General features: G+C 70.6%; 21 protein-coding genes. 11 read left to right on the forward strand and 10 right to left on the reverse strand.

Annotated features, from left to right (window positions below; genetic code table 11):
• Window positions 1-40: 40 nt before the first annotated feature.
• Window positions 41-745, reverse strand: a complete 705-nt coding sequence (locus WME82_RS04165; protein ID WP_438041761.1) for a hypothetical protein — start codon at window positions 743-745, stop codon at window positions 41-43.
• Between WME82_RS04165 and WME82_RS04170 the strand changes: the two genes are divergently transcribed.
• The 4 genes from WME82_RS04170 to WME82_RS04185 all read left to right on the forward strand — a co-directional run bounded on the left by WME82_RS04170 (window position 726) and on the right by WME82_RS04185 (window position 5,403).
• On the forward strand, window positions 726-1,073 hold the full coding sequence (locus tag WME82_RS04170) for a hypothetical protein (RefSeq protein WP_438041762.1): 348 nt from the start codon (window positions 726-728) through the stop codon (window positions 1,071-1,073). The genes WME82_RS04165 and WME82_RS04170 overlap by 20 nt on opposite strands.
• Window positions 1,074-1,543: 470 nt before the next feature.
• Window positions 1,544-2,851: a hypothetical protein gene (locus WME82_RS04175; protein ID WP_438041763.1), complete on the forward strand. Its 1,308-nt coding sequence runs from the start codon at window positions 1,544-1,546 to the stop codon at window positions 2,849-2,851.
• 159 nt (window positions 2,852-3,010) lie between these two features.
• The gene (locus WME82_RS04180; protein ID WP_438041764.1) at window positions 3,011-4,675 is read left to right on the forward strand and encodes a hypothetical protein; all 1,665 of its coding nucleotides are present in this window, start codon (window positions 3,011-3,013) and stop codon (window positions 4,673-4,675) included.
• Window positions 4,676-4,848: 173 nt separating this feature from the next.
• A complete protein-coding gene (locus WME82_RS04185) occupies window positions 4,849-5,403 on the forward strand; it encodes a DUF1003 domain-containing protein (RefSeq protein ID WP_438041765.1) in 555 nt (184 codons plus the stop codon).
• A 173-nt stretch (window positions 5,404-5,576) separates the two neighbouring features.
• On the opposite strand, the gene WME82_RS04190 is transcribed toward WME82_RS04185, so the two are convergent.
• Window positions 5,577-6,785: a hypothetical protein gene (locus WME82_RS04190; protein WP_438041766.1), complete on the reverse strand. Its 1,209-nt coding sequence runs from the start codon at window positions 6,783-6,785 to the stop codon at window positions 5,577-5,579.
• 886 nt (window positions 6,786-7,671) lie between these two features.
• On the opposite strand from WME82_RS04190, the gene WME82_RS04195 reads away from it, so the two are divergent.
• A complete protein-coding gene (locus WME82_RS04195; RefSeq protein WP_438041767.1) occupies window positions 7,672-9,063 on the forward strand; it encodes an RICIN domain-containing protein in 1,392 nt (463 codons plus the stop codon).
• A gap of 857 nt (window positions 9,064-9,920) precedes the next feature.
• Here WME82_RS04195 and WME82_RS04200 read toward each other — a convergent pair.
• From WME82_RS04200 to WME82_RS04215, 4 genes are all read right to left on the reverse strand, one after another.
• Entirely contained in the window at window positions 9,921-10,763 is an 843-nt protein-coding gene (locus tag WME82_RS04200) for a hypothetical protein (RefSeq protein ID WP_438041768.1), read from the reverse strand.
• Complete coding sequence (locus tag WME82_RS04205) at window positions 10,760-14,590, reverse strand: RHS repeat-associated core domain-containing protein (protein WP_438041769.1); 3,831 nt, start codon at window positions 14,588-14,590, stop codon at window positions 10,760-10,762. The genes WME82_RS04200 and WME82_RS04205 overlap by 4 nt, the downstream gene beginning before the upstream one ends.
• Before the next feature lie 265 nt (window positions 14,591-14,855).
• Window positions 14,856-15,014 (reverse strand): hypothetical protein, encoded by a 159-nt coding sequence (locus tag WME82_RS04210; RefSeq protein ID WP_438045037.1) that lies wholly within the window; start codon window positions 15,012-15,014, stop codon window positions 14,856-14,858.
• A 183-nt stretch (window positions 15,015-15,197) separates the two neighbouring features.
• Window positions 15,198-16,628 (reverse strand): hypothetical protein, encoded by a 1,431-nt coding sequence (locus WME82_RS04215; RefSeq protein WP_438041770.1) that lies wholly within the window; start codon window positions 16,626-16,628, stop codon window positions 15,198-15,200.
• A 226-nt stretch (window positions 16,629-16,854) separates the two neighbouring features.
• Here WME82_RS04215 and WME82_RS04220 point away from each other — a divergent pair, with 226 nt between their 5' ends.
• Both WME82_RS04220 and WME82_RS04225 read left to right on the forward strand, forming a co-directional pair.
• A complete protein-coding gene (locus tag WME82_RS04220; RefSeq protein ID WP_438041771.1) occupies window positions 16,855-17,562 on the forward strand; it encodes a FadR/GntR family transcriptional regulator in 708 nt (235 codons plus the stop codon).
• The gene (locus tag WME82_RS04225) at window positions 17,559-18,917 is read left to right on the forward strand and encodes an FAD-binding oxidoreductase (RefSeq protein ID WP_437914831.1); all 1,359 of its coding nucleotides are present in this window, start codon (window positions 17,559-17,561) and stop codon (window positions 18,915-18,917) included. Before WME82_RS04220 ends, WME82_RS04225 begins: the two co-directional genes overlap by 4 nt.
• A 57-nt stretch (window positions 18,918-18,974) precedes the next feature.
• Here WME82_RS04225 and WME82_RS04230 read toward each other — a convergent pair whose 3' ends face one another.
• Window positions 18,975-19,568, reverse strand: a complete 594-nt coding sequence (locus WME82_RS04230) for a hypothetical protein (RefSeq protein WP_272093450.1) — start codon at window positions 19,566-19,568, stop codon at window positions 18,975-18,977.
• Between the two features lie 673 nt (window positions 19,569-20,241).
• Between WME82_RS04230 and WME82_RS04235 the strand changes: the two genes are divergently transcribed.
• The 3 genes from WME82_RS04235 (at window position 20,242) to WME82_RS04245 (ending at window position 23,203) form a co-directional block, all read left to right on the forward strand.
• Complete coding sequence (locus WME82_RS04235) at window positions 20,242-21,150, forward strand: ABC transporter ATP-binding protein (protein WP_438041772.1); 909 nt, start codon at window positions 20,242-20,244, stop codon at window positions 21,148-21,150.
• Entirely contained in the window at window positions 21,147-21,986 is an 840-nt protein-coding gene (locus tag WME82_RS04240; protein WP_437744248.1) for a hypothetical protein, read from the forward strand. Before WME82_RS04235 ends, WME82_RS04240 begins: the two co-directional genes overlap by 4 nt.
• Window positions 21,987-22,075: 89 nt before the next feature.
• Window positions 22,076-23,203, forward strand: coding sequence for a hypothetical protein (locus WME82_RS04245; protein WP_438041773.1), 1,128 nt, complete (start codon window positions 22,076-22,078; stop codon window positions 23,201-23,203).
• A 76-nt stretch (window positions 23,204-23,279) separates the two neighbouring features.
• Here the strand turns inward: WME82_RS04245 and WME82_RS04250 are convergent, their stop codons facing one another.
• Window positions 23,280-23,666: a VOC family protein gene (locus WME82_RS04250; RefSeq protein ID WP_438041774.1), complete on the reverse strand. Its 387-nt coding sequence runs from the start codon at window positions 23,664-23,666 to the stop codon at window positions 23,280-23,282.
• Between the two features lie 53 nt (window positions 23,667-23,719).
• The gene (locus WME82_RS04255; RefSeq protein ID WP_438041775.1) at window positions 23,720-24,163 is read right to left on the reverse strand and encodes a helix-turn-helix transcriptional regulator; all 444 of its coding nucleotides are present in this window, start codon (window positions 24,161-24,163) and stop codon (window positions 23,720-23,722) included.
• Between the two features lie 323 nt (window positions 24,164-24,486).
• Between WME82_RS04255 and WME82_RS04260 the strand changes: the two genes are divergently transcribed.
• Complete coding sequence (locus tag WME82_RS04260) at window positions 24,487-25,116, forward strand: HD domain-containing protein (RefSeq protein WP_438041776.1); 630 nt, start codon at window positions 24,487-24,489, stop codon at window positions 25,114-25,116.
• A 22-nt stretch (window positions 25,117-25,138) separates the two neighbouring features.
• On the opposite strand, the gene WME82_RS04265 is transcribed toward WME82_RS04260, so the two are convergent.
• On the reverse strand, window positions 25,139-26,656 hold the full coding sequence (locus WME82_RS04265; RefSeq protein WP_438041777.1) for a M20/M25/M40 family metallo-hydrolase: 1,518 nt from the start codon (window positions 26,654-26,656) through the stop codon (window positions 25,139-25,141).
• Window positions 26,657-26,681 lie beyond the last annotated feature (25 nt).

Below are 26,681 nucleotides of genomic sequence, written 5' to 3' on the forward strand. Positions count from 1 at the left end.
TGCTGTCGGCCGGGAGGCGGCGCGCGCCGGGTTGCCTGCGTCAGGGCGTCAGGGCGAAGCAGTAGATCCCGCCGTAGCCGCCGCCGCCGCCGACGGTGTTCGAGCCCGGCGCCGGGCCTCCCGAGTCCACGATATTGACCCCCGGCGCGCACCCCGGCGCATTGTGGGACGTTATCCAGTGGGACCCGCCCCCGCCCCCGCCCGGGCCGCCGCCGCCGCCCCTTGGCCACGAGTGTCCGAGCTGCGGTCCCCCCTCGGCCCTGTCTCCCGTCTTGGCCGTCCAGTCCTTGCACGTCGCCGTGGCGCCCTGGAGCTGCCCCTGGGCGTTGGAGCCCGTCAGGGTGTCGTGGTTGTCGACCTCGGGTTGGCCCGGGTCGGGCTGGTGGTTGGGGACGCCGTCCTCGTTCGGCAGATCGTTCATGATCGCCGCGTCGGCCCCGCTGGGGCGCGTGTTGAGCAGCTCGTCCTTGTCGTTCGCGACCAGCCGGCCGAGCCGGTCGTACCAGGGCCCCTCGCCGATCCGGTCGATCGCGTTGACCTGCTTCCCGTCCTCGCCTGCCGTGGCGCTCAGGAACGCGCGCCACATCTTGCTTCCTGCGCCCGGGAGGCTCTTCTCGGCGATCGTCGCGCAGATCTTGTCCGCGCCGCGGAGACCGGCGCCCGGCCCTGTCTCACCGAAGCGGAGGTCGCCCCCGAAGCCGTCCTGGGAGCCCGACAGCTCCCGCATGGCGGCGAGGCTGGTCACGAAGAAGCTGAATTTCTCGGTCGTCCCGCCGCCCGAGGTGGACGAGGTGGTGTCGCCGCTCGAGGTGGATGAGGTGGTGTCGCCGCTCGAGGTGGATGAGGTGGTGTCGCCGCTTGAAGTGGATGAGGTGGTGTCGCCGCCCGAGGTGGATGAGGTGGTGCCGCCGCCGGAGGTGGATGAGGTGGTGCTGCCGCCGGAGGTGGATGAGGTGGTGCCGCCGGAGGTGGACGAGGCGCTGGTCGAGGCGTCCGCTTCCGAGTCTGAGCCGGAGCAGCCGACCACGTGCGAGAAGAGCGCGAGGGCCAGAGGCAGCAGCAAGTGGCGATAAGTGCGTGTCATGGTCTCCGTTTCCTTTCTCGTGTTAAGCAGGAGCGTTGCTGCCAGCCGCACCCCCGAGGTCGAGCAGGCGAGAGACAGGGGGCCCACAACCCAGCCGAGGGTGCTGGTGCCCCATCCGCCTGGCGAGGGGAATTTCTCAATTCGGCAAATTTTTTGCAACACCCAGATGGCTATGTGGCGGCGCCGCGGGACCGAGAGTCAATCTTTTTTCGCGGGCTGTTGGGTGTGATGTTCCGCCCGGAATGACGCGCTCCGTTGCGCGTCACATCTTCTCCGCCACGCGCTCGCTCATCGCCGGTCGCACGGCGACATGGAGCTCCGAACGGACCGCGCGCGGCGCGTGCTCCCGCCCTCCAGAGCCGCTTTCCGTCATCCACCGCGGTCGTGCCGGTTCGCGCCCTCTGGTAAATTTGGAGCCGAGACCGATCCCTGGTCTCCCTTTTGGCTTACGGAGGTTCCATGTCCTCTTGTTCCCGCGCGCTCCCGCCCACGCTCGCCGCCCTCGGTGTCGTCGCCCTCGTCTCGCTGCCCGGCCAGGCGCGCGCCGAGGACGATTCTTTTGCCATGTCGGTCGGGGTCTCCCTGTCGGTCTCCTTCGGCCAGAAGCTCGTCGCCTTCGGGCTGGGCGCCGACCTCCGCGCGACGTTCCTCATGGAGGGCAGCGTGCCCGGAGCGTTCGACTCGGGGCACATGGGATTCGGTCCGTTCGCGCAGGCGACATGGCTCAACTTCTCTGCCGGCCGCTTCGCGATCGGCACCCACGGCGGCGGGGATCTGTCGCGCGACGCCAGCATCGACGGCGAGCTCGGCTGGATGTACCGCACCCCCTACCGCGACCTGCTCCCTGGGCAGCACGGTCTCCACGTCGGTGTGATGGCCAGCCTGCTCGACCCGGCGGTCGTCGATTTCTCGGCGGGCGCGGCCATTCCACTGTCGGGCGAGCCGTTCGCCCCCGAGGGGATGTTGGGCGTGGGCGTCCACGCCGCTCCGATCTTCGGAGAGCGGTCCACTGCCATCGACGGCCGGCCGTTGCGCACGGCCGATGGGGTGGTGCTCCCGCCGGCGCTCGGGCTGGGCCCTGCTGCGTCGCGCCCGGCGCGGCTCGATCGCGCGACCCGGGCGGCGCTCGCGGGTGCGTGGCTGGACAGCGCGCGGGCCGAGTGCGGCTCGATCCCGGCGTTCCTCGCCCTCGCGCGGGACCTCGCGGCGGTGGGCGCGCCCGCGTCGCTCGTGGCGCGGGCGCTCGGCGCGCTCGGCGACGAGGTCCGCCACACGGCGCGGTGCAGCGAGATCGCGAGCGAGCTCGCCGGGTGGCGCCTGAGGCCAGCGCTTCTCCCGCCTCCGGCGGCGCGCGACGCGGACCGGCAGGCGGCGCTCGTGCGGATGGCGCTCGAGGCGTGGCACGACGGCTGTCTCGGCGAGGGCGCGGCGGCGGCCCGGGCGCGCCGGTCGCTCGCGGGGGCGAAGGACGCGGGCGTGCGCGCGGTGCTCGGCGAGATCGCGCGCGACGAGGCGCTGCACGCCGAGCTCGGCTGGCGCGTGCTCGCCTACTGCCTGGCCGAGGGCGGGCGCGAGGTGCGCGAGGCGGTCGGCGACGCGATGACCGGGCCGGCGCCGGCGCCGCCGGCGGACGACGCCGAGGTCGAGGGCGAGCGGAAGGAGGTGCAGGCCTTCGGCCGGCTCCCGCGCGCGGAGGCCGACGCTGCCTGGGACGAGACGTGGGCGGCGGCGCGGCGCGACGGGGAACGGATGCTCGTCGCCGCGTGAGCGGCCGAGGCGAGCGCGCCTGGCCGCGAGCGCGTCTCCGGGAGAAACGTGTCGAGCGGAATTTTCCGCTTGCGCTGCTTGTGAACGCTTTCGTCTACTGGGACGATGCGCACGTGGACTCATCTCTCTTCAGTGCTGGTGATAGCGACCCTCGCGGCAGTGCCGGGATGTGGAAACGACGAAGCGCCGTTCGAGGGCGTGGTCCTCGGCCTGACCGATCGGTACGTCACCGAGGGCGGCGAGATCACCGTGAGTCGGGACATGTCGGAGTACGAGTCCGTCGAGGCCCAGGTGATCGCCGCGGACGGCGCGGTGCAGGCCTTCCCGGGCGCGCTGTCGGCCGACGGCTCGCGCTGGGAGATCCCGGCGGTGCCCGAGGGCGAGTACTGGATCGTGACGACCACCGCGCCGGACGAGCGCGCGACGAACGCGCCGAAGAGCCGCGTGATGCTGCAGGCGACGGCGCGCACCGTCGATTTCGGTCGCGCGTACTCCGGGCGCCCCGACAACAGCAATGCGACGCAGGACACCGAGGCTGCGCTCACCGCGGACGGGCTCAGGCCCTGGCACCAGCTCAGCTTCGACGCGGAGGGCGCGGTGGTCCAGCCGCTCCAGGACAGGCTCGAGCTCTACAGCTTCAATGTCGACGCGATCGCCTCGCTCGTCCCGGAGGAGGGGACGAAAGGCGCGCCCGCCGACGGGGACACGGCCTGCTCGGGCTGGGCGTTCAATTGGAAGGCGAAGGTCTTCCCGGCGTCGCACGACGGCGGGCGGCCGCTGGTCGATGGTTCCCGGGGCGATGTGCTGCACGTCACCCAGCTCGTCCAGCACCAGGTCGGCTCGCCGCCGGAGCAGGCGGACCCGCACGATCCCTGGTCCTCGTTCACCTACGAGGCGGCGGAAGCGTCGTTCTCGACGCGGGAGGTGAACATGCAAGACGGGGAGGCGATCACCTTCGGCGGTTCGTTCGCGCCGCTCGAGCTGTCGAGCTTCGCGGCCGACCTCCGGAGTTCGCGGTTCATCGCGCAGGTGACGGCGAACGCGCCGGCCGTCCTCTCGAGCACGGTCACCTCGATGGTGATGTACCAGGAGCCCGGCACCGGCGTGCCCCTCTATGGAAGCACACCCACGTTGCTCCAGGCGCAGGTCACGAGCGGCCAGGAGCCGGTCGACCCGATCTGCTTCTCGACGGACGACACGTGTGAGCCCGAGCTCTGCCCGGATGGGTGCAACGCTGCCTTGACGACGTTCCACCCCGGCGACCACGCGGCGACATACCGGTACGGCAACCCGTACGCCGAGAGAGGCATGGAGCTGCTCGACGTGAGGGTGGCGTTCCGAACGCGGGTGATGCATCCCGTCGATGAGGTCCAGGAGAGCCTGCGCGGCTTCGTTTCGGTCGTCAGGAGCGCCGAGGACGCGAACGGCGCGGCGGTGGAGCCGCTGCTCGGCCTGCCGCGGGACCCGCGGATCGACGGCGTGAGCCTGCCGGTGGACACGGTGACCGAGGGCGCCGGCGCGACACCGACCATCACCTTCGAGCCGCCCGACCTGGGCGAGCCGGACGGCTATCGCGTCGTCGTCTTCCTTTACGATGACGTCAAGGACGCGGACGGCGCGGTGCTGAGCCAGCGCACCAGCGTGCTCAGCGTCGACACCACGGCGACCACGGTCAAGGTGCCGGAGGGCGTGCTCGAGAGCGGGCGGTACTACAGCGTGCAGATCACCGCGTACCTGGGCACGCACACGCGACAGGCGCCCTTCAAGTACCGAGGAGCGACGCTGGCCCAGGCACAGACGTACACGGGCATGTTCACGCCCTGAGGGCGGGAGCTTGCTGGCGCGCACCAGGCCGGGGCGCCGGCGGTTGGGCCCGGGTTGGGGCCACACCCTCCCGACGCCCGGCGGGCTGGCGCAGCAGCCAGTCATCTCCTGCGGGTACGGTCCACGCCGGGAAGGGCGCGGGTCGTCCGGTGGGGGCGAAACTTGCATCCCGCATGGCCCCGATGGAGCGGAATCGACATCACGCGAACACGAGCGAGCTGAACAACCTGGTCCGGCGCAACATAGAGACCCTGATCGCCGTACAAGAGAAGATGGAACGTGGGAAGACCCATCAAGAGACGGTGGCGGACGCGATCACCCGCTTCGCGGGGAGCATGACTTTCGTCTATATCCATGCTCTCCTGTTCGGGGGCTGGATCCTGTTGAACCTGGGCGTCGTCCCCGGGATCCAGCCCTTCGACCCATTCCCTTTCGTGATGCTGGCGATGATCGCATCGGTCGAGGCGATCTTCCTGTCGACCTTCGTGCTCATCAGCCAGAACCGGATGCAGGCGCTCGCGGACAAACGGGCAGATCTGGATCTCCACATCAACCTCCTCGCCGAGCACGAGGTCACGCGCTTGATCGGCCTCGTGGACGACATCGCTCGGCATCTCGGTGTCACCAGCGGACAGGACGCAACCCTGGACGAATTGAAGAAGGACGTCCGGCCCGAAGAGGTCATCGAGGAGATCGAGCGGGCGGCGCGCGATAGGCCCGGCACGTGAGGCCGCGTGAGCGCGCGAGGCCTGGATGAGCCCGGTGCGCAGCGCGGCGAGCCGAGCATGTCGAAGTTCAGCTCACCTCGATCGAATCCTTCTCGGGCAGCGCCGGGGGAGGGAAGTCCGAATGCCTCGGAGACGTCAAGCCCCGACGGCGGCACCTGCGGGCTCGGCGCAGCTCAGCGCTTGCCCTTGGCGCCGCCTGCCTTTGCGGCGCCGCCGCTGCTCCCATGCGCGTTCGCCTTGCCGCCGCCGCCATGGTCCTTGTCGTGGATCATGACCTTGGTGTTGCCGCGGCCATGGTCCTTGTCATGGATCATGACCTTGGTGTTACCGCCGCCATGGTCCTTGTCGTGGATCATGATCTTGGTGCCGCCGCGGCCATGGTCCTTGTCGTGGATCATGACTTTGACCTTGTCGCCGCCACCATGGTCCTTGTCGTGCACCATGATCTTGACCTTGTCGTCGCCGCGATCATGATCGTGAACCTTCACGTCCACGTCGGCGCGCGCGCCCGCGTGCACGTCGACGTCGGGCCCATCGACGAAGCTCTTCACGAGGATGTTGACCCGCGGCGCCCGCGCGGCCGTCGCGATCACGCGCACGCCCGGCCGGTAGCCCCAGAGCGCCACGCGCGTCGTGCCGCGGAATCCGAGCGCGACCGTCAGTCGGAGCGGGTTCACCACCGCCGCGAGCTTGCCCACGAAGTAGAATCCGGCAGAAGCCGGCGCGAGGACGAGCACCTCGGGCCGCTCGGCCACGAGACCCAGCTTGAGCGTTCGCCCCTCGACGGCGACCGGCTTGAGGTGAGCATCGAGCACATAGACGCGCACCTCTCCCGTGGCCTCGTTCGCGACCATCTCGAGCCGGTCGTCGCCGACCACCTGGACGGAGCCGCCGTGGGGGCCCACCGTGACCTCGGACACCTTGCTCTCAGCGCTCACCCTGGCGCTCGCCACGAGCTCCGCCGTGCCGCCCGCGGGCACGTGCAGCACGCCGCTCCACGGCTTGCCCGAGATCGTGAGCGTGTAGCTGATCTCCGTCAGGTCCGCCTCGAGCTTCGGCCCCGCCGCGACAAGGAGCCCCGTCCTCGCGTCGATCGCGAGCGGGATCGTCCGCGCCTCTCCGGACGGCAGCTTCCAGACGAGCGTGCCGCCGACGTCCTCCTTGATGCGCACACCGGAGCTGGCGGTGATCGCGGCCTTCACCTGGCCGTCGCCGTCGATGCGCCAGGCGACATTCCCCTCGTCGTGCTCCTCGACCAGCGCCGCGGCGCCGAGCTCTTCGCTCAGGGCCATCTCCGCGCTGGCCGTCGCCGTGGCCTCGCCGCAGGCGGGCAGGAGCGCGAGCGTGAGAGACACGAGCGCGGTACGAGTCCTACGGATCATCGGTTCCTCCGTTGCCATCCTGTGCCTCGCCGGCCAGCGCCGGCTCGGTCGTGGCATCCTCTCGACTTCCTGGACAGCAGTGCGCCCGACGGGGCGCCGCGGCTCATCAATCTCGTGGTGGTCACGTGTGGGGCACTCCTCCACTCCTTCGCATCAGGGATGTTCTTACCGCTGGAGCCCCTGGCGAGCCGGGCGGCGCGCGTGGCGAGGAACCGCGAGCGGCGGGCGCGGGCGGTCCGGCAGCGCCAGGAGAGCGCCGCCGGCGGAGAGCCGTAGCGCTGTGGCGCCCGAGGTCGTCCCTCGTCGCGCGGGGGTGGTGCCGAGTGGCCCGGGCCCACGCTGAGCCCGGTAGCAGGGGCGAGCTGGATGGCGTGCCGCGGCTCAGCACGCGAGCGCGCTGGCTGGGTGAAATTATGAATGTTCACAGCAGCGCGCACCTCGCTGGCCGGGCGGCAGGCTGGTCGATCGAAGTTGACACCGGACATGTGAACGCTCACACTATCGGCCGGTCGTCATGCTTTTTCTTCGCTCCGGATCGGCCGTCATGCGCATCCAGGAGACGGTCATGAAGTAGCGAACGGTCATGTTGCTCGCGGCTGGGATCGCGGTCCTGGCCAGTGGTGACCGTGGCTGCAGCAACGATCTTAGCGGCGGTGGGACTCCGGTGTAGCCGGCAGCGGCGGGAACCCCGGAAGCGACCCGACGTATCCCGCCCAGCAGCAGGCTCTCCGGGGGGATGCACCATGAACATTCTGGTTGTGTTGTACGGCAAACGCAGCTGCTCGATGCCTTGAGCGCGCGGCGAGCGACCCCGACCTACGCAAGGGCAGCGCTGAGCAGTGAGAAGATTCCAGTTTTACTTACTTAATATGACGAGGAGGACAAGATGAAATTCGGAACCAAGCAGAGCTTGCTTGCGGCGGCGACGGGCGTCCTCGCCGTGTCGTGCGTCATCGGCCCCGAGGGGGCGTACGACGCCGAGATCGAGGAGGCAGGCTCGCTCGAGGGCGCCATCACGATCGATACGAGCGCGGTCTACACGATCGTCGGCGTCCAGAGTGGAAAATGCGTGCAGGTGGCTGGAGGCAGCACCGCTGATGCAGCGGCCATGCAGATCGCCAGCTGCAACGGCTCGACGCGGCAACAGTTCCGCATGGAATCGGCGGGCGGCGGCTACTATCGCATCCGCAACGTCAACAGCAACCGTTGCATGGACGTCGCGGGCGCGTCCACCAGCGACGGCGCCGCCGTCCAGCAATACTCCTGCTGGACCGGGACAAACCAGCAGTGGTCGTTCACGGACGTCGCCAGCGGCGTCGTGCGCCTCACCGCGCGCCACAGCGGCAAGTCCCTGGACGTCTACGGCCGCGGCACCGCGGACGGCACCGCCGTGATTCAATGGGCGTCGAACGGCGGCACCAATCAGCAATTCCGACTCACGCCCGTGGGTTCGGGAACCGGCGGCACCGGCGGCTCTGGCGGCACCGGCGGCTCTGGCGGCACCGGCGGCACTGGCGGCACTGGCGGCTCCGGCGGCGGCGGCTCCGCCGGCACGCGCAGCGCCGGCTGCGGCATTCCCACCTCCCTCACCAGCGGTAACCGCACCATCAACGTCAACGGCACCACGCGCCAGTACGTGCTCGACATTCCGGCGAACTACGACCCGAACAGGGCGTATCGGCTGGTGTTCGGCTGGCACTGGCGTGGCGGATCGGCCAACGACGTCGTGAACAACGGGTACTATGGGCTCAAGGCGCTGGCGAACAACAGCGCCATCTTCGTCTCGCCGAACGGCATCGACAACGGCTGGGCCAACACGGGCGGGCGCGACATCGCCTTCGCCCGCGCCATGGTCGACTCCCTCAAAGCCAACCTATGCGTCGACACGAGCCGCGTCTTCTCGACCGGGTGGAGCTTCGGGGGGATGATGTCGAACGCGCTCGGCTGTGATATGCCCGACGTCTTCCGAGCCATCGCGCCGATGTCCGGCGCCCTCTACAGCGGCTGCAACCAGTCCAACACCCAGCCCGTCGCCGTCTGGATGTCGCACGGCCTGTCCGACAGCGTCGTCCCCATCTCGGCCGGAAGGGCGGCGCTCGACGTCTTCGTGCGCAAGAACGGCTGCAGCACCGAGACGAGCCCCGTAGGCTCCAACTCGTGCGTCGCCTATCAAGGGTGCCGGGAGGGATACCCGGTGCACCGCTGCGAGTTTGCCGGTGACCACCAGACGCCGAGCTTCGCGAGCTCGTCCATCTGGAGCTTCTTCACGCAGTTCTGACCTCGCGCCCCGCCGATGCGGCAGCTCGGGCGGCGGCAGACGCGCCCGCCCGAGCCGCCGCGTTGCCCCGCCCCGCCCGTGAGCTGTCGAAGCAGGCGGTCCACCGAAGGAGCGTGCTTTCATCGGGCCGAGCGGGCCCATGCCGCACGGAGACGTGGATCTCCGATCGGACCGGGCACAAGTCGAGCGGCCAGATCCATCATTACAGGCGCGCCGCGCGCAAGGTCGCCGAGCTGCGGCTGGGCGACTTCGCCCCCCTGGATGAAGCGATCCCCGAACTGGCCGGCAAGGGACGCGCGGAAGGCCCTCCCGCGCCCGCTGGACCGGCGACGCGAGCGGCGAGCGCCGAAGCCGCCATCGCGCCCGCACAGACCGTCCAGGCGCCGGCGCGAGGCGACCTCTCCGCCCCCACCTCGTCGGACGCTGAGGCCCCGAAGGGGGCCGGTTGGGCCCGCGTTGGGCCAGGCCGACCGCGAGGGGGTCCGAGCCCCGAGCTGAATGCCCGATCGCTCCTCCGCACCAGGGAGGTCCTTGGGCCCCGTCGCTGGTGCGGCGGAGCGAACGACGGAAAGGCCAACAATTTTCAATATCTCTACGGGGCACGGGCGGCTGGATCCTCCTCGGGTGTGGCCCAACGCGGACCCAACCGGCCGACGTCGGATGCTTCAGCGTCCGCCACGGCGGGGGCGGCAGCATCGCTCGGGGACGGCGCCTGACGGGACATTGCCGAGGCGAGGGTAAGAGCGAAGCGCGGTTCTCCGGCGCGTTCACGGACAAGCTGCTGGGATGAGGTGCGCGACCCGGGCCGGGTCCCGACTCCCCAGGTCACTGAGCCCGGGCCGGGTCGCGCGGCCGCCTCAGTCGAGCGGATCCCCGTCCTCATCCATGGCGACGGCGAAGGGCCCCTCGCCCGGTCCCGCCGGCGTGATCCACCGGCCGGCCACGGCGTCGGGCGCGACGCCTGCGAGCTCCGCGATGCGCTCCTGCCAGTGCTCGGACGCCTCGGTCGCGCAGCGAATCACCGAGGACGCCGTCTTCCCCGCCGCCGGCTCGGCCTCTAGCTCCACGGCTACCTCCGTCGCGAGCGCCGTGTCCGTCTCGACGATCACGGCGTCTGGATCGGACCGGCGGATCAGATCCGCGACGCTCGCGGCTCCCGACGAGCCGAGCACGTACGTCCCCACCTGCACGCGCTGCGCTGCCACGAGCCGGCCCAGCACGTCCTTGCCCGCCTCGCCCAGCGAGGCGAGATCGAGCGGCACCGCCCGCGCGCGGGCCGAGAGCCCTGCCTCGGCGAGCGCCTTGGCGACGGCGCGCTCATCCACGATCTCGCCTCCGAGCACGGCGACGTCGCCGAATCGGTGTCGGCGGACCACCTCCCTGACGGCCAGCGAGGCGCCCTCGTGGAGCGCGATCCCCGCCCGCGCGCACGCGATCCGCACGACCGGGAGCGCCGCGCGAGACGCCGCCGCGCTGGCCAGCAGCACCGCGGAGATGCCGTATCCTCGCACCAGGTCGAGGCACAGGAGCACGAGCCGGGCCGCTGACACCCGCGACAGCGTGCCGTAAGGGGCGTGGCGCGTGTCGGAGAGGTAGATGATCCGGTACCCCTGTACGAGCGACGCGATCTGCGACGGGAGGCGCGCGGCGGCGCCGCGCTCATCGAGAATGACGAGGGTTCGCTGGCTGGATGAGCTCATGACTGGCGGGGGGCGAAATGTAGCAGGTGGAGCTGACCGTTCGGAAGGCGGCCGAGCGAGTAGGTGATGCGATTCACGCACGCGCGCTGCGCAGGCTGCCCTGACTGGGACTCCAGCCCTTCGAGCGTCTCCCTGGGCGTGTAGGAGCCCGAGTGCACCTGCCCCGGCGCGAGGGAGCGGAGGGCCGCGTCGTCGCGGGTCATGATGTCCCGCAGCGAGCGCAGCGCTTGGTTGCGCGAGCGGAAGACCGTGTTCGTCTGCTTCGTCGGCCGCGAGGTCGCGAGCGCGGACGGATCCTGTCCCGGGCCCGGCACGTGCGCGCGCGCGTGCCCGACGTTGTTCCCGAAGCTGCGATTCTCCGAGTCTTCCAGCAGCCGCTCGGCCTCGCGCAGCGACGCGAGGCCGAAGGGATCGATCCATGCAAACGGGTTGACCGCATAACCGTAGTAACCCGCCCCCCCGGCCACGCCGAGCGGATCCGGGGAGACGAACATGCCGTCGGCCGGGTCGTAATAGCGATAGCGATTGTAGTAGAGGCCGGTCTCGGCGTCCTCGTACTGCCCCGGAAACCGCAGCGGGGTGCTGGCGCCGCCGTCGCGCGGTGCCTCGAGCCCGAAGGCCTGCCGATCCAGCGAGCCCACGATCGCGCCCGCGTCGTCGAGGAGGTGCTCCGGCGTACCGACAGGATCGTTAACGTAATGAATCCATCGTCCGTCGGCCTCGCGGTGCGCCGCCGGGACGAACGAGTCGTCCATGAAGCAATAGGTCCGCACCGAGGCCCCGGCGCCCCCAGGCGCGGCCGCGCTCTGGCCCGGAGAGCGCGTGATCTCGTGCACCAGGACGTCTCCATCCCACACGAACCGGGTCTCGCGCGCGAGCCGCAGCGCGCCTGCCGCCTCGTCCCACGCGAGGACTCGCTTCCGGACACGCCTCGCCAGCGGATCGTACTCGAACTCGACGCGGGCGCCGTCGGGCGCCTCGACGTGCTCGAGCAGCCCTGCGCCGCTCCAGCCGTAGCGGTAGACGCGCGGCTTGTCCCCTCCTGCGTCCTCGCGCCGCTCGACGAGCCGCCCCTCGGCGTCCCAGCGGTACTCCGTGTTCCCCTTCCGGAGGAGCTTCCCGCCCCTGCCGTACCTGCGCTCCGGAGCGCCGTCTCCCTCGTGCAGGTTGCCCGCGGGATCGTAACGGAACACCTCGCGCCGCCCCACCTCGGGCGTCATCGCGAGCAACTGGCCCACGGGATCGTAGCGGAGCTCCGTCATCCCGCGCGCGCCGCCGCTCCGCGCCACGAGCTCGCCGGTCGGATCATGGCGGTAGCTCATCAGCGCCACGATGGCGTCGGGCGGCTCACCCACCCACGCCGGGTGGCCTGGCGCGGTCGGCGGGCGCTCCCCAGGGCGCGTGAGGCGCTGCTGCGAGAGGCGGCCCAGCGGGTCGTACGAGGTCCCGATCGCGCCGCCGCCCGGGAGACGCCGGAAGACCTCGCGACCGAAGGGATCCAGCCCGTGCTCGATCAACGCCGCATCGTCCAGCACTGTGCGCACGCGCGAGCCCATCGCGTCGCGCGCGATCGCCTCGCTGTGCCCGAGCGTCGTGCGCCGCGAGATCCGGTTGCCCAACGCGTCGTACCGCGCCTCGACTGCGTGCGCCTCGCTCCCCAGGACCTGGGTCTCCTTGACGATCTGGCCGAGCGGATCCCTCTCGAGCTCGATGTGCCCGCCGGGCCAGCGCGTCTCGACCAGGTTGCCGAGCATGTCGTACTCAAAATGCTCGTCGCCCGCCGGGGTCGTCCGCTGGACGAGGCGCCCCGCCAGATCGTACGCGAGATCAGTATGCACGGCCGGCCCCGCCGCCTCGGCCGCCATCGACTCGCCCGTCGTGACCCGCGTCGGGCGCCCCGCCGCGTCGAGGCGATAGCGCAGTACGCGTCCGTCGAACGTGCGCTCCTCGATCAACCGACCATAGATATCGTAAAGGAGCTGGTGCTTCTCCCCGACCTCGTTCACGACCGTGGTGAGCTCGCCCTCGCGGTTGTAGAGCAGGCGGGACACGTGGCCGTTCGCGTCCTTGCGCCAGCAGAGCCGGTGATACCCGCCCCACCCCCACTCGGTGACATGCCCGCTCGGGTTCTGGGCCCGCACGAGGTGCCGCTCCCCGTCGTACTGATACCGCGAGACGCCTCCCTGGGCGTCGATCACCGCGATGAGGTCGCCGCGATCGGAGTAGACGAAGCGCGTCTCTGCGCCCGCCGGATCGGTGCGCCCCGTGACCCGGCCGAGCGCGTCGTACCGGAAGCGCCATACCGCGCCGTTCGGCGACGCGACCGCGATCAGGTTCCCCTGCGCGTCAACCTGGTACGATGTCGTAGCCCCGTTCGGATCGATCCGCTCGCGCAGCAGGCCCCGCTGGTCGGGGCGGTAGGTGGTGGTCTGCCCCAGCGGATTCGCAATGTGCTCCGGGTTCCCCCGCGCGTCGCGGAGGATCTGAGTCACCCCGCCATGCGGGTCGGTGATCTTGACGGGGGAGCCCGCCTCATCCCGGACGATCGACGTACGGGCGCCGAGCTGGTTCATGTAGCCAACCAGGTTCCCGCGCCCGTCGCGCTCGAAGCGCTCGAAGCCGCCGTCCGGATACTCGAGGACGGCGAGGAACCCGCGCGCGTCGTACACGGCGCGTATGGGCGACGGCCCGGCGTCGTGCGCCATGGTGAGCAGGCCGAACGCGTTGTGCGCGAAATGCCCGACGTGCGTCGAGTCGATGACGTGCGTGTAGTCCTCGTCGAGGTACTCGAAGACGCAGTGGTGAACGCCCCTGGCGGGGTGGCGGCCCGAGGCGAGCACCGAGGGCACGTCCGGGTCCAGGCTCGGATCGGGGCTGGACAGGTAGTCGCCCCAGGACTCGATGCACCGCCCCTGGGCGTCGTACACGAAATGGAAGCAGAGGCCGGTCCGATCGACGTCGGCCGTGAGCCGGGCCTCGTCGTCATACTCGTAGCGCGCGGAGAAGCCGTCGGCGTCGGTCGCCCCGACGAGCCGTCCGCGCGTGTCGTAATCGTATCTCTCCAGGGCGATCCACCGCCCCTGCTCCAGCGCGTTCTTCACCTCGATCGAGGCGATGTGCCCGGCGCCGTCCCTGCGCACGCGGAGCTTCCGGCCGGCGCTGTCCGTCACCTCGACGAGCTGGCCGTCCTCGTACACGAGCGCGATGCGGTTCTTGTTCCTGTCCTCGATCGCCGTGAGCAGGTAGAGGTGCTCGCCGAGCTTCTCCGAGAAGGCGTAGAGTCGCCCGTCGTTCGGGTCGACGACATAGCCCCACGGCTCGCGGCGGAGGCGGAAGCCGAATGAGGAGACCACGTCATCGCCCGTGCGCAGCGACTTCGGGAAGGAGACGCGCGTGCCCTGGTCCGTCCAGACGTCGATGGAGCGGCGGCGCTCTTCGACGCGCCAGCCGAGGCTGTGGGCCCATCCCCACCCGAGGCCGACGTCGCGGCGGTGCGCATGGGCGCTGTAGCTGCGCGTCAGCTGGAGCGGCAAGGGTCCGGGCAGCTCGACGATGAGGATGGGATGGGTGAACGCGCGCCCCGTGGCGACGTCGACCGGGTGCGACTTCGTGCCGCAGAGCGGATAGCGCTGTGGATCCGGGGCGCCCTTGCCGCCGCCCTGCGCCTGGTTCCCGCCGCTCCCGACGCCGGCGCCCTGCCGGCCCGCTCCTGCGCCGCCCCCGGGTCCTCCCGATCCGCCGCCGCCACCACCGCCGCCCATCACGAAGACGCCGGGGTTCATGCCGGGAATGGCCGGGATGTTCGGGACCGGAGCCGTGCGCGCCATACTCTGAGGTTCGCTTGAACGTCCCCCCGGAGACAAGCCAGCAGTTCAGACCCTGCGGAGCTCGACAGTTTCGTGCGCTAAGGCCCGCGCGCCGCGGTCGCCAGGGCGCACTGTCGCGCCGATCTACCCCCCAGGCCTGCCCGGAGCACCGCAGCGCGGAGAGGACGGCGCCGCGCTCGCCCCCACCGGAGGGCGCGCTCGACGTTCATAACCGGCGGCGAGCAGCAGGGCTCCGGCGGCGACTCGACGCGAGCAGCGGGCTCGACTATCGGCGCGAGCTTGCTCGACCCTCCGGAGCCGCCGGCAGGCCGAGCAGCCGAGCGATCGCCTCGTGAACGACCCGGGCCGCCGCGACGTCCCCGAGGGCGACGGCGCGGCTCAGGGTGCTGGCGAGCGAGGCGACCACGGCGGCTCGAGGCGACATCTCGGTCATCCCGAGTTCGCCAGGCGCCAAGCTCGGTGATTGGGCCCGCGTTGGGCCCACACCTTCCGAGGGGCTGCGATCCGTCGCTATGCCCCGCCGAAATGCCGGCGATTACGGCGAATCGCACCGGTTCGCCACCGCAAATTCGTCCTTGGGCCTCGTCACTCGTGCGGAGGAGCGGCCTCAGGGGCGAGGTGCGGGTTGGGACCCCGAGCTGGAGGTGGTGAGCGCCGTCTCCCCGTCGGGGGCGGCGCCGCCGCCCGTGAACGGCGCCGTGCAGAACAGCGCCTCGACATTCGCCTTCTGGCAGTGGCCATAGGCGCTGGGGGTGCGGTCGCAGCTGAGGGACCGGCACTCCGCAACGTCGAAGCAGATGGCGCCTTCGGACTTGCTGCCGGGGGCGACGTCGTTCAGGCCGTCGTGACAGACGCCCTGGTCGCAGTAACCGCTGTAGTTGTCGACGCTGACCAGACCGTCGAACGTGTCGGTGTTCTCGCTGGAGCAGTCCTGGTGGCTGCGGCAGGCGGTGCAGGTGGCGGCCAGGCTGGCCTGGGAGGTGATCTTCATGAGGCCGCTGGCGCAGTCGCCAGGGTCCAGGGCCTGCTCGCCGTTCTTGTGGAGGGGCTGGCAGGTGTGCTCCTCGGGATAGTCCCCGCCGGAGAAGTAGGCGCGCAGGGCGGCCGTGGTCGGCATGCAGCGGAGCCCGGGCGCGCACAGGTCAGAGTTGCTGTCGCAGGGGTTCCCCTCGGCTGGCAAGGGCGGAGCGGGGCGGCAACGGCGGCCGTCCGTCTCGCTGGTGCAGGCCAGCCCGGTGGCGCAGAGCAGGTCGGGGCAAAGCTCACCCTCGGCGGGCAGCACCAGGCACGTCCCGGCGGTCGACCCGGAGCTGGCCGGTTGGCAGATGGTCCCTTTGCAGGGGTTCCCGCCCAGCGCGGCGGCGCCGGCCAGGTCGCAGGCGCTGCCCGCTTCCAGGGCCGGCTTCAGCAGGGGGGTGATGTCCAGGCCGCCGTCGGGCTCGCGGCAGCCGTCGCCGGACCGGCGCAGGCGGGCGATGAGGTCGCCGCCGGCCTGTTCGTCGTAGATGTACTGGGGGTTGCCGAGGGCGGGCAGCATCGTCGCCTCGCACAGGGCGGTCTCGCCGGCGGCGCAGGCGGCGTCGTCGGCGTACTTGCCGGTCGTCTGGGTGCAGCAGCGCTGCACCCCGGCGCAGCGGGCGGCGGACCATTCGGCGCAGAACGCGGTCAGGGGCACGGGATCGGCGGGCGCCGGCGAGTTGCCGCCCGAGTCGCCGCCCGACGAGCAACCGGTCAGGGTCAGGGCAGCGGCGGCGAGGGCCAGGGCGGTGCGTCGCAGCGACAGGGCGGTAGAGCGGAAGCAAGTCGATGTCATGGGCGCGGCTTCTATCATGTTGGGTAGCGGAGTCGACGGGCGGTGGAGCCCGAGCAGCCGGCCGATCGCCTCGTGGACGACACGAGCCGCGACGTGATCCCCGAGGGCGACGGCGCGGCTGAGGGCGCTGGCCAGCGAGGCGACCACGGCGGCGTCAGGCGACGGGTCGGCCGGCGCGAGCTCTCCGATCCCGAGGCTCGCCGGTGGGGCCCGCGCTGGGGCCATGCCTTCCGAGGTGGGCCGATCCGTCGTCAGGTCCCCCCGAAATCGCCGGGGTTCCGACGGATCGCGCCGGTTCGGCACCGCAAATTCGTCCTTGGGCTTCTTCCTTCCCTGGCCCGAGGCGAGGGCAATAACCCCTCCGGAGCCCCCCACCTGACCGGCATGGATTCCCGATTCTGTCTTGACCGCGAGGATTGCCGCCGGTACGTTGGTCTGACCAAAGGACAACATGACCAGCGCCCACCGCTTCCGGACGGTGTCCCGTCCGGCGATCTACGTCGATGTCGCCGACCAGATCCGCGACGCGATCCTCAATCGCTCGCTTTCGTCAGGTGAGCGCCTGCCGCCCGAGCGCGAGCTCGCTCAGCAGTTCGGGGTCAGCCGCGCGACGATCCGCGAGGCGCTCCGCCACCTCCAGGCGCAGGGGCTGCTCGCGTCGCGCGGCCGGACCTCGCCGATGCAGGCCGCGAGCCCTGACGCGGCGGTCGACCGCTTCTGCGAGGCGCTCACCCACGTGGTCCAGCTCCGGAACGTGTCGCTCCCGGACCTCATCGAGCTGCGCGTCGCGATCGAGACCGCCGCGATGACCCGCTCCGCGGCCGCGCCGGTCGCAATTCACCTCGACGAGGCGCGCGCCGCGCTCGAGGCGATGGATCGGGAGCAGATCTCCCCCACCGAGTTCCACGACGTCGATATCGCATTCCACGTCGCGCTGGTCGCGGCCTCTGGCAACCAGGCGCTCGCCCTCGTGATGGTCGCGGTCAAGGACAGCATCCGGCTCCACCTCGAAGAGGCGCTGAGGCCGCGCTCGTTCGCGGCGATCCGCCCGCGGGTGGTCGAGGAGCACCGGGCGCTCCTGCGCGCGATCGAGCGCGGTAACGCGAAGTCGGCAGCGACGCTCCTCAGGGCGCACCTCTCGGAGTTCTACGGCACATGACCCCGCTCGACGAACTTGCACTTGTCCTGGGCGACGGCCTGGTGACGGATCGGGACATCCTGGAGGGCTATCGCCGCGATCAGGCCCTCTGGGCGCCTGGCGGCTGGCCCGTCGCGGTGGCGCGGCCTGCCTCGACCTCCCAGGTGCAGGCGCTGGCGCAGTGGGCGACCCGGCACCGCACCGCGCTGGTGCCGCGCGGCGCCGGGACCGGGGTGGCCGGCGGGGCGACCGCCAGCGACGGCTGCGTGGTGGTGAGCTTCGAGCGCATGAACCGGATCCTCGCGATCGATGAGGCGGCGATGCTCGCCGTCGTCCAGCCGGGGGCGCTCAACGGCGAGCTCAAGGCCGCCGCGCACGAACGGGGGCTGTGGTATCCGCCCGACCCGTCGAGCTACGCCGTCTCGACCCTCGGCGGCAACGTCGCCACCAACGCCGGCGGCCTGTGCTGCGTGAAATACGGTGTCACGTCCGATTACGTGCTCGGCCTCGAGGCGGTCCTCGCCGACGGGACGGTGCTCCGCACGGGCGGCCGGAGCCGCAAGGACGTCGCAGGCTACGATCTGACGCGGCTCCTTGTCGGCTCCGAGGGCACCCTCGCGCTGATCACCGAGATCACGCTGCGTCTGCGGCGGCGGCCCCCGCCGGCGACCACGCTCGTCGCGACGTTCACCTCGCTCGAGGCCTCGGGCCGGGCGGTCGCGGCGATCGTCCGCTCGGTCGATGCGTCGATGCTCGAGATCATGGACCGCACGGCCGTCCGCGCCGTCGAGCGCTTCCGCCCGCTCGGCCTCGACACCGAGGCTGCCGCGATGCTGATCGCGCAGAGCGACGCGCCCGGGTCCGCCGAGCTCTCCTGCATGCAGGCGGCCTGCGAGGCCGCCGGCGGGACGGTGATCGCCACCACCGAGGACGAGAGCGAGGGGCAGATGATGCTCACCGCGCGCCGCCTCGCGCTCACGGCGCTCGCGGAGCTCGGCACGGTGCTCGTCGACGACGTCGCCGTGCCGCTGCCGCAGCTGCCGGAGATGTTCCGTCGAATCGAGGCGATCGCCGCCGCGACGCAGACCACCATCGCGACGGTGGCGCACGCGGGCGACGGCAACCTTCACCCTCTTGTCGTGTTCGATGGAAGCGACGCCGCGGCCGAGGCGCGCGCGGTCGCGGCCTTCAACGAGGTGATGGCGCAGGCGCTCGAGCTCGGCGGCACGATCACCGGCGAGCACGGCGTCGGCACGCTCAAGCGCGGCCTCCTCACCCGCCAGCTCGGCGCGGCGTCGCTCGCGCTGCACCGCCGCATCAAACACGCCTTCGACCCGGGCGGCATCCTCAACCCCGGAAAGGTGATCGACGGCTGACGTGGCGTGATGTCCGCGCAGCGCGGCGCCGCCTCGCGCCGCGCGGCGCCGCCGCGATCAGAGCCCGGTGTAGATCGTTGCGAAGGAGGCCGCCTCGCCGCGGAGCAGCAGGCTGAGACGCGGGTTCGGCACCTTGAAGGTGTGAATCTTGGCGTTCCGCACGTCGAGCACCGCGAAGGCGCCGCCCGGCGTGCTCTCGGCGAGCCCGTTCATGAGCAGGTTCAGCACGACCGAGACGCGCTTGGACGACAGCGGCTCGCCGCGGAAATACATCTTGATGACATGCGGCGTCCCATCGATGACGAGCCCGAGCTCCGGATTCACGTTGATCTCGAGATCGCCCAGGCGGTACGTCGACGCCGGCGGCTCGAACCACGTCATCTTCGTCGAGGCGAGGAACTTGCGATATCCATTCACCACCGACGGGTAGATGCGGCGGCGCCGCTCGTCGTGCTGCGCGGCGAGGAAGCCGTCGAGCACGCTGGTGGGCTTTCCGCTCCTGTGCATGTCGACGATCGCCTCTCGCACCTGCCTGTAAAAGTCCGTGTAGAGCTCGTCCTTCCGTTCCTTGAACTCCCTGACGCCGGTCAGCTTGGGCGTCCCGGCCTTGAGAACGAAGTCGACAAAGTACGTCAGCGAGATCTTTTCCATGAAGTCTCCTGCAAAACGAAGCATTCCGGCGCGCCATCGACACGCGTCGTACGAGAGACACGCCGTCGCGCCGCGTCCTTGGTGTCTACCATGGATAGTCATCTTCGACCCGTCGGGAAAGGGATCGGTCGGACGGACATTGTCCCAACCTGTCGAGGGCGGACGGATGCGCCGCTGGTCGAAAAAGTGTTGTAATTACGAACATTTATGCGGGTGGCCGGGCGCGGTTCACCAGGCGGCGCGGGGCTCCTCCGGGCCGCGCGAGTGGCCATGACGAGAGGAGGCGCGCGCGGCAAAGGTAATCGACAGAATCCAGCTGTTCTCCAGGGGATGTCCTGTGGAGAACCCCTGTGGAGAACTGGAGAGGACGGGGGGTGATCGAGGCGTGGACCCGGTCGGACATGGTCTGTCATAACCACGTGCTCCTTGGCGCTTGACGCTGCCCGCGGGCGGAGGATGGGGCCGGAACGCCTCCGGAGCGTCTGGACTTCCCGCTCCCTCACGATGTGTTTTGCTCTGAACCTGTGTTTCGAGGTCGACTCGGCGCGCGCCTGGTCGCGCCGTCGCGATGGAAAGATTCCTGCCCCGCTCTCCCTCGCCTCGGGCATTCCGCTTGCGTGCGGCGGTCGGCCGGCCAGACTACGCCGCCGTGCTGGCCATCGAAGCGTCCTCCGTGAGGAAGGTCTACCGCGGCTTCTTCCGCCGGAGCGGCGGACAGACGGCGCTCGCGGGCCTCGACATCGCCATCCAGCGCGGCGCCGCGTTCGGGCTCATCGGCCTCAACGGCGCGGGCAAGACGACGTTCATCAAGACGCTGCTCGGCGTGGTGCGCCCCACGAGCGGCGCCGTGCGCGTGCTCGGCGGCGAGCCGGAGGACCCGGGCGTGCGCGCCAGGATCGGGTACCTGCCGGAGCGGCTCTTCTTGCCCAGCGCGTTCACGCCGCGGCAGTTCCTCGCGAGCGTGGCCCGCATGAAGGGCCTCTCGCCGGGCGAGGGCGCGCTGCGCGCGCTGGTCGAGAGGGTAGGGCTCGGGGTCGACTCGGACCGCAAGATCGGCGGGTTCTCGAAGGGGATGCGGCAGCGCCTCGGGCTCGCCGCCGCCTTGCTCGGGCAGCCGGAGCTGCTCGTGCTCGACGAGCCCACCGACGGCGTCGATCCGCTCGGCCGCGCCGAGATCCGCAGGATCCTGGGCGAAGAGCGCGCGCGGGGGGCGACCTTGTTCCTGAACTCGCACCTCCTGTCGGAGACCGAGCGCATCTGCGACCGCATCGGCATCCTCGCGGGCGGGCGGCTCGTGCGCGAGGGCGCGCTCGTCGAGCTGTGCGGCAGCGAGACGGCGTACCGCGTGCGGTTCGCGGACGGCGCCGATGCGGCGAGGCTCGCCGCGCTCGGGTTCCATCCGATCGACGGGGAGGGAGGGTGGCGCCTGGAGGCCGAGAGCCCCGCGGCGCTCAACGAGGCGCTCGACGAGGCGCGGCGCGCCGGCGCCTTGCTCGTCGAGCTGTCGCGGGACCTGCGCGATCTGGAGGACGTGCTTGCGGAGGCGCTGGGCGCGGGCGGCGCCCGCGGAGGTGTGGCGTGAGGGCGGCGCTGAGCGTCGCCGGCGACCTCCTGCGCGAGGCCTCGTCGCGGCGGTGGTTCCTCGCCCTCGGGATCGGCGTCACGATGGCGCTCGTGGTGATCGGGGGCGCGCTGCAGCTCGAGGTGGTGGACGGCGCGCTCGCGGCGACGCGGCTCTTCGGCAAGGAGGTCGGCCGCGGCGACATCCGCTCGGTCGACGTCGCGCTCCGCTACGTCGGCCGCGCGCTGGCGTACGTGCTGTTCTACGGGGGGCTCGCGTTCGGGATCGTCTCCTGCGCCGATTTCGGCCCGAGCCTGCTGGCGCCGGGGCGCATCGAGCACCTGCTCTCGTTGCCCGTGCGGCGGTTCGAGCTCCTGCTCGGCACGTTCCTCGGCGTGCTCGCGCTCTCGCTCGTCAGCACGCTGTACGGCGCCCTCGGGATCACGGTCATCTTCGGGCTGAGGGCGGGCGTGTGGATGGCGAGCCCGATCGTGGCCGCGCTCCTCGCGAGCGTGACGTTCGCCGGCATCTACGGGGCGATGCTCACGACCGCGGTGATGGTGCGGAGCGCCGCGCTGTCCGCGGCGGTGGGGATCGCGCTGTTCATCCTCGGCATCGTCGCGGGGTACCGCGAGCAGCTCGACTCGTTCTTCGAGCCTGGCCTCGCCCGCGGGGCCTTCCGCGCGGCGACGCTCGTGCTGCCGCGGGTGTCGGCGCTCGCCGACGCGTCGGCGGAGTTCGCGGTGGCGACGGCGATCAAGGGGGATGTGCTCGCCAGCCAGGTGGCGGGGCTGCTCCTCTTCGGCCTGGCCGCGCTCGCGGTGGGCATCCACGTGTTCGAAGAGAAGGATTTCTAGGGTGGAGCGGCGATGCTGGACGAGGCGGTGAGCGATCGACATCGGCAGCTCCGCGGCGCCTGGGCGGGGGTGACGACCCGATGAGACCGATGAAGAACCGGGGCGTGTGGCTCGCGGCGGCGATGGTCCTGCTCGCGCTCGCCGCGTGGCTGATGTCGCGCGGTGACAAGGAGAAGCCCACGGTCCGGCCCCGGAAGATCGAGTTTCCGCGCTATCCGAAGCCGGCCGAGGTGGAGCGCGCCAGCCGTCGCCGCACGCTGCCGCCGCTGTCCGCCCCGCCGCCCGGCGTCGAAGCGCCGCAATGGAAGCGCGACCCGGTGCTCGCCGCCCTGCCCGCCGATCCGAAGCGCTCGGCCATGGTGTTCGAGATCGAGGCGCTCAAAGAGTCGCCGATCATGCAGATCTGGCTCGATTGCATGCTGTCGCGCGGCGACGAGCGCGCCGGCCTGGCGCGCTTGAAGGACCGATACGGGATCGACGTGCTGGAGGACGTGGAGCGCATCGCCGCGTCGAGCACGGGGCTCATGGTGCTCCAGGGATCGTTCGAGGGCGCGAGGTTCGAGCGTGAGCGATGGTCCACGCGGACGTACGGGGAGAGAGGTGTCCTCTACGAGGAAAAGGACACGGGCAGGGGCGTCGCGACGTGGGGGCCTGACGTCCTGATCTTGAACCCGCGCGCCGAGCCCGATCTCGTCGAGGACGCGATCGATCGGCTCGAATCGACCGATCCCGCGCAGGGATCCATCCTTCAGGAATACCAGGCCTACAGCGACGTCTATGGAGTGCTCTCGCCCGACGATCTCTCGAAGATGCTGCCGTCGGACCAGGACCAGCTCGCCGAGCGGATCCGAGAGACCGTCCAGCGGGTGGAGATCCACGTCGACGCCTCGGAGGATGTCGCCGTCGTCGCCGAGGTCGCCGGCCCCGCTGGCCAGGAGATGCAGGACCTGTCGAAGCTGTTCGGCGCCGCGCTCTCCATGGGGCGGCTCAACGCGAAGCGCGAAGACAATGACGAGCTCGCCGAGCTGCTCGACCACGCGCGGGTGGAGACGCAGGCGCGGCGCCCTCCCTGGGCGAGCAAGCCGGAGGAGCAGCGCTTCTCGGTCGACGTGGCGCTGCCCGTCGAGCTGCTGAAGAACCTCGGCCCGTGTCGTCGAGACCGGCCCGAGCCGGACGGCGACATCAAGGCCGAGCCCGAGCCAGCGCCGATGCGGTGACGCGCGCAATGCCTCGCGAGCCGCTCGTTCCTGGGCGACACCTTATCAGGCCGGGGATGCCCTTGGCGCCGTGGTATCAGAGCGGCTGATACAGCTGGATCAGGTTCCCGCAGGTGTCCGAGAACACCGCGATCATGACCGGGCCCATCGGCGTGGGCTCCTGGGTGAACGCGACCTGGTGCTCCTTGAGGCGAGCGAACTCGGCCTTGAGGTCCGTTACCTCGAACGCGGTGAGCGGGATGCCCTGCGCGAACATCGCCTGCTGGAACGTCTTCGCCGCCGGGTTGGCGTTCGGCTCCAGCACGAGCTCGAGGTCGTCGGGGCCCTCCGGCGAGACCACGGTGATCCACCGGTACTCTCCGACCGGGAAATCGTTCTTCTTCTTGAAGCCGAGCACCTCCGTGTAGAACTTGAGCGCGCGTGTCTGGTCCTCGACCATGATGCTGTTGAGCTTGATCCTCATCGATCGCCTCGCTGAGCTGACGGTTCGGGCCGACTCTGCCAGGGCCGCCCGGCTCACGCTTCTCGAAAACTGCGAAACGCGCCCGGCGGCAGCCGGCCCATCAGGGTGAGACAGCCGGGGACGAGCTCCCACGGGAGCCTCCCCGGCACCTGGACCATCGCGCGCACGCGGCGCCGGTACGCCGACGGCGGCACGCCGATCCGCTGAGCGAACAGCGCGCTGAAGCTGCCGAGGCTGGAGAACCCGACCTCCATGCACACGTCGGTCACCGAGTGATGTCCAGCCGCCAGGAGCTGCTTGGCCAGATCAAGGCGCCGCCGGATGCGGTACTGATGCGGGGTCACGCCGAACACCGCCTCGAACTGCCGGATGAAGTGGTAGGGTGAGATCGCCACCTCCCGCGCCACGTCCTCGATCGACAACCTCGACTCGTGCACCTCGGAGAGCAGGTCCCGCGCCCGGCAGAGGTTCCTGAGCGCGTCGTGTCCGAGCAGCATCGCCGGCGACCAGGATAGAGCGTGGCGGCGGCTGCCTCAAGCGACCCCACCGGAGGGGCGCGCGAGCTACGGCCTGCGGGGTCGTCTCGCTTTCCTGCCGGCGGAGTATCGGGCTGCAACCGGACCGCGCTCGCCACGGATCGAGTGGAGCAGCCGTGGCCGAAATTGCGGTTCCATTGTCCTTTCGGACACACACGCCGTCCAGTACCCACTGTGGCGAGGCGCCGGCGGCGCGGCGGCGGGCCGTCCGCGCGCCCGGGCGCCGCGCTGCCTTCACCGCGCCCCGAGCCAGGCCCAAGCAAACCCGGGAGGAGCCAATGAATGTGATCGAACTACCCGAGATTCCGGACAGCGCCCTTTGTGTCGAGGCGACCGAGCACGCCAGGGCCGTCAGCGCCCCGTTCCTCTTCAACCATGTGGCGCGCACGTATGTCTTCGGCGACGCGCTGGGGCGGAGCAGAGGGCTGTCGTACGACCGCGAGCTGCTCTATCTGGCGTGTGTGTTCCACGACCTGGGCCTCACCGACTCGGCCCCCGTCGAGACGCGCTTCGAGGTCGAGGGGGCCGACGCGGCCAGCGCTTTCCTTGCCGCGCGCGGGGTCGGCGCGCGCGAGCAGGAGATCGTCTGGGACGCGATCGCCCTGCACACCACCGTGGTGATACCCCAGCGAAAGCGCCCCGAGATCGCCCTTTGCCAGATGGGCGCGGCCATCGACGTCGGCTACGCGCCCCGGACGCTCCTGCCCGACCGGCTCGTCGAGGAGGCGCTCGGGCGTTACCCTCGGCTCGGCTTCAAGGAGGCGATGACCTCCGCGTTCTGCGGGCTGCTCCGCCGGAACGAGGCGGCCGCGGCCACCTCGCCGGTCGTGGCCGACGTCGGCGAGCGCAGGCTCGACGGGTTTCGACCCATCCACTTCTGCGACGTCATCGCGGGCGCGGCGTTCGACGAGTAGCGCTATCAGGAGCTCGGAGGCTTCAGAGGGCGAACAGAAAATCCACGAAGGAGCGGGTCGCGCCGTCGAGGCCGAGGTACTTCTTGCCGGCGGCGGGCTCGATGACGAAGTATTCGTCCTTGGCGTGGGCGCCAGAGCCGTGGCCGAGGCCGACGTGGCCGGCGGGGAGCTCGAGCGGCTTTCCCGTGAAGAGGTAGCCGGGCCAGGAGCCGGCGAGGCGCGGCCAGATCACCGGGTTCAGGCCCGCGGCCTTGTAGACGGCGAGCTGGGTCTGGATGGGCGGCGCCTCGAGCGCGGTGTCCGTCGGGTCGTAGCTGCCCATGTTCTTGATAGCGATGTCCTTGTAGCCGCGCCTGTCGAGGTGCTTGCGCAGTTTGGCGAGCACGTCCGTTGCGGTCATGTCCGGCACCAGCCGGATATCCATCTTGGCGAAGGCGCGGTGCGGCAGGATGGTCTTGGAGCCCTCTCCGATGTAGCCGGCGTAGAGGCCGTCGATGTTCACCGACGGGCGCGAGACGTAGCGCTCGAGCATGGCGCGCTCGTCGAGGTCGTTCACCCACCTGTCGACCCCGAAGACCCTCTTCCAGTCGGCGTCGTCCCAGCGCGCCGACAGGTCGTCGAGCAGCTTCTTCTGCTGGCTGGAGACCGGGCGCACGGCGTCGGTGAGGCCGTCGATCATCGGCTCGTTGCCGTCCGCCGAGACCAGCGTGCCGAGCGCCTGCACCAGCCGCCAGGCCGGGCTGTCGACGACCACCTTCATGCTGGAGTGGATCTCCCCGTCGCGCGGGCCGCGCCCCCACGCGCCGCCGCTCGCCTCCAGCTCGACGTAGACGATGCCCTTCGCGCCCAGGACGACGTTGACCGTGCCCGACAGCGATTGGTCCGCCGCCGGCATCATCACGCCCTGGCATTTCGCGAGCGCCTTCATCACGTCATCGTTCCGCACCACCTGCGAGAAATGCGGCGAGCCGAGCTCCTCTTCCCCTTCGGCGACCACCACCAGGTTGACCGGCAGCTTCAAGCCAGCGGCGCGCACCGCGTGCAGCGCCGCCAGGAACGCCCCCTGCGGTCCCTTCTGGTTGACCGCGCCGCGCCCCAGGATGACCTTGCCGACGTCCGCCTTGTCGACAAGCCTGGCGGCGAAGGGCGGCGAGGACCACTCCTTCTCCTCCACCGGCTGGACGTCGTACATGAAGTAGAAGCCCATGGTCTGCTCCGCGCCGGCGTCGAGCGTCGCGAAGATGCCCGGATGCCCGTCGGTCTTCATCTTCTTGACCGTCCCGAAGCCGGCGTCGCGCAGGAGATCCATCGTCAGGTCGCAGCACTCGGCGATGCCGACGTTCTGCGCCGAGATCGACGGCTGCTGGATCCAGCGCTGGATGCGCTCGATCGACTGACTCCGCTGCTCGGCGATCTTGTCGTATACCGGCGAGAGGTCGACGGCCTTGCCGCTCGCGCCCCTGGCGAGGCGGGGAAACGAGGCGAGCAGTCCGGAGGCCGCGGCGCCGGCGATGAAGGTGCGGCGATCGATGTCCAGCATGGCGCGCAGCTTAAAGCGCGCCGGC

It is taken from the genome of Sorangium sp. So ce128, assembly GCF_051525245.1.
In the GTDB taxonomy this organism is placed as follows: domain Bacteria; phylum Myxococcota_A; class Polyangia; order Polyangiales; family Polyangiaceae; genus Sorangium; species Sorangium cellulosum_B.

What these genes read in the sequence shown, in the direction of transcription:
- WME82_RS04170 (WP_438041762.1), top strand. Translation starts at nt 726, where the DNA reads ATGGCGGCGAGGCTGGTCACGAAGAAGCTGAATTTCTCGGTCGTCCCG.
- WME82_RS04175 (WP_438041763.1), top strand. Translation starts at nt 1,544, where the DNA reads ATGTCCTCTTGTTCCCGCGCGCTCCCGCCCACGCTCGCCGCCCTCGGT.
- WME82_RS04185 (WP_438041765.1), top strand. Translation starts at nt 4,849, where the DNA reads ATGGCCCCGATGGAGCGGAATCGACATCACGCGAACACGAGCGAGCTG.
- WME82_RS04190 (WP_438041766.1), bottom strand. Translation starts at nt 6,785, where the DNA reads ATGATCCGTAGGACTCGTACCGCGCTCGTGTCTCTCACGCTCGCGCTC.
- WME82_RS04195 (WP_438041767.1), top strand. Translation starts at nt 7,672, where the DNA reads ATGAAATTCGGAACCAAGCAGAGCTTGCTTGCGGCGGCGACGGGCGTC.
- WME82_RS04200 (WP_438041768.1), bottom strand. Translation starts at nt 10,763, where the DNA reads ATGAGCTCATCCAGCCAGCGAACCCTCGTCATTCTCGATGAGCGCGGC.
- WME82_RS04205 (WP_438041769.1), bottom strand. Translation starts at nt 14,590, where the DNA reads ATGGCGCGCACGGCTCCGGTCCCGAACATCCCGGCCATTCCCGGCATG.
- WME82_RS04210 (WP_438045037.1), bottom strand. Translation starts at nt 15,014, where the DNA reads ATGTCGCCTCGAGCCGCCGTGGTCGCCTCGCTCGCCAGCACCCTGAGC.
- WME82_RS04215 (WP_438041770.1), bottom strand. Translation starts at nt 16,628, where the DNA reads ATGGCCCCAGCGCGGGCCCCACCGGCGAGCCTCGGGATCGGAGAGCTC.
- WME82_RS04220 (WP_438041771.1), top strand. Translation starts at nt 16,855, where the DNA reads ATGACCAGCGCCCACCGCTTCCGGACGGTGTCCCGTCCGGCGATCTAC.
- WME82_RS04225 (WP_437914831.1), top strand. Translation starts at nt 17,559, where the DNA reads ATGACCCCGCTCGACGAACTTGCACTTGTCCTGGGCGACGGCCTGGTG.
- WME82_RS04230 (WP_272093450.1), bottom strand. Translation starts at nt 19,568, where the DNA reads ATGGAAAAGATCTCGCTGACGTACTTTGTCGACTTCGTTCTCAAGGCC.
- WME82_RS04245 (WP_438041773.1), top strand. Translation starts at nt 22,076, where the DNA reads ATGAAGAACCGGGGCGTGTGGCTCGCGGCGGCGATGGTCCTGCTCGCG.
- WME82_RS04250 (WP_438041774.1), bottom strand. Translation starts at nt 23,666, where the DNA reads ATGAGGATCAAGCTCAACAGCATCATGGTCGAGGACCAGACACGCGCG.
- WME82_RS04255 (WP_438041775.1), bottom strand. Translation starts at nt 24,163, where the DNA reads ATGCTGCTCGGACACGACGCGCTCAGGAACCTCTGCCGGGCGCGGGAC.
- WME82_RS04265 (WP_438041777.1), bottom strand. Translation starts at nt 26,656, where the DNA reads ATGCTGGACATCGATCGCCGCACCTTCATCGCCGGCGCCGCGGCCTCC.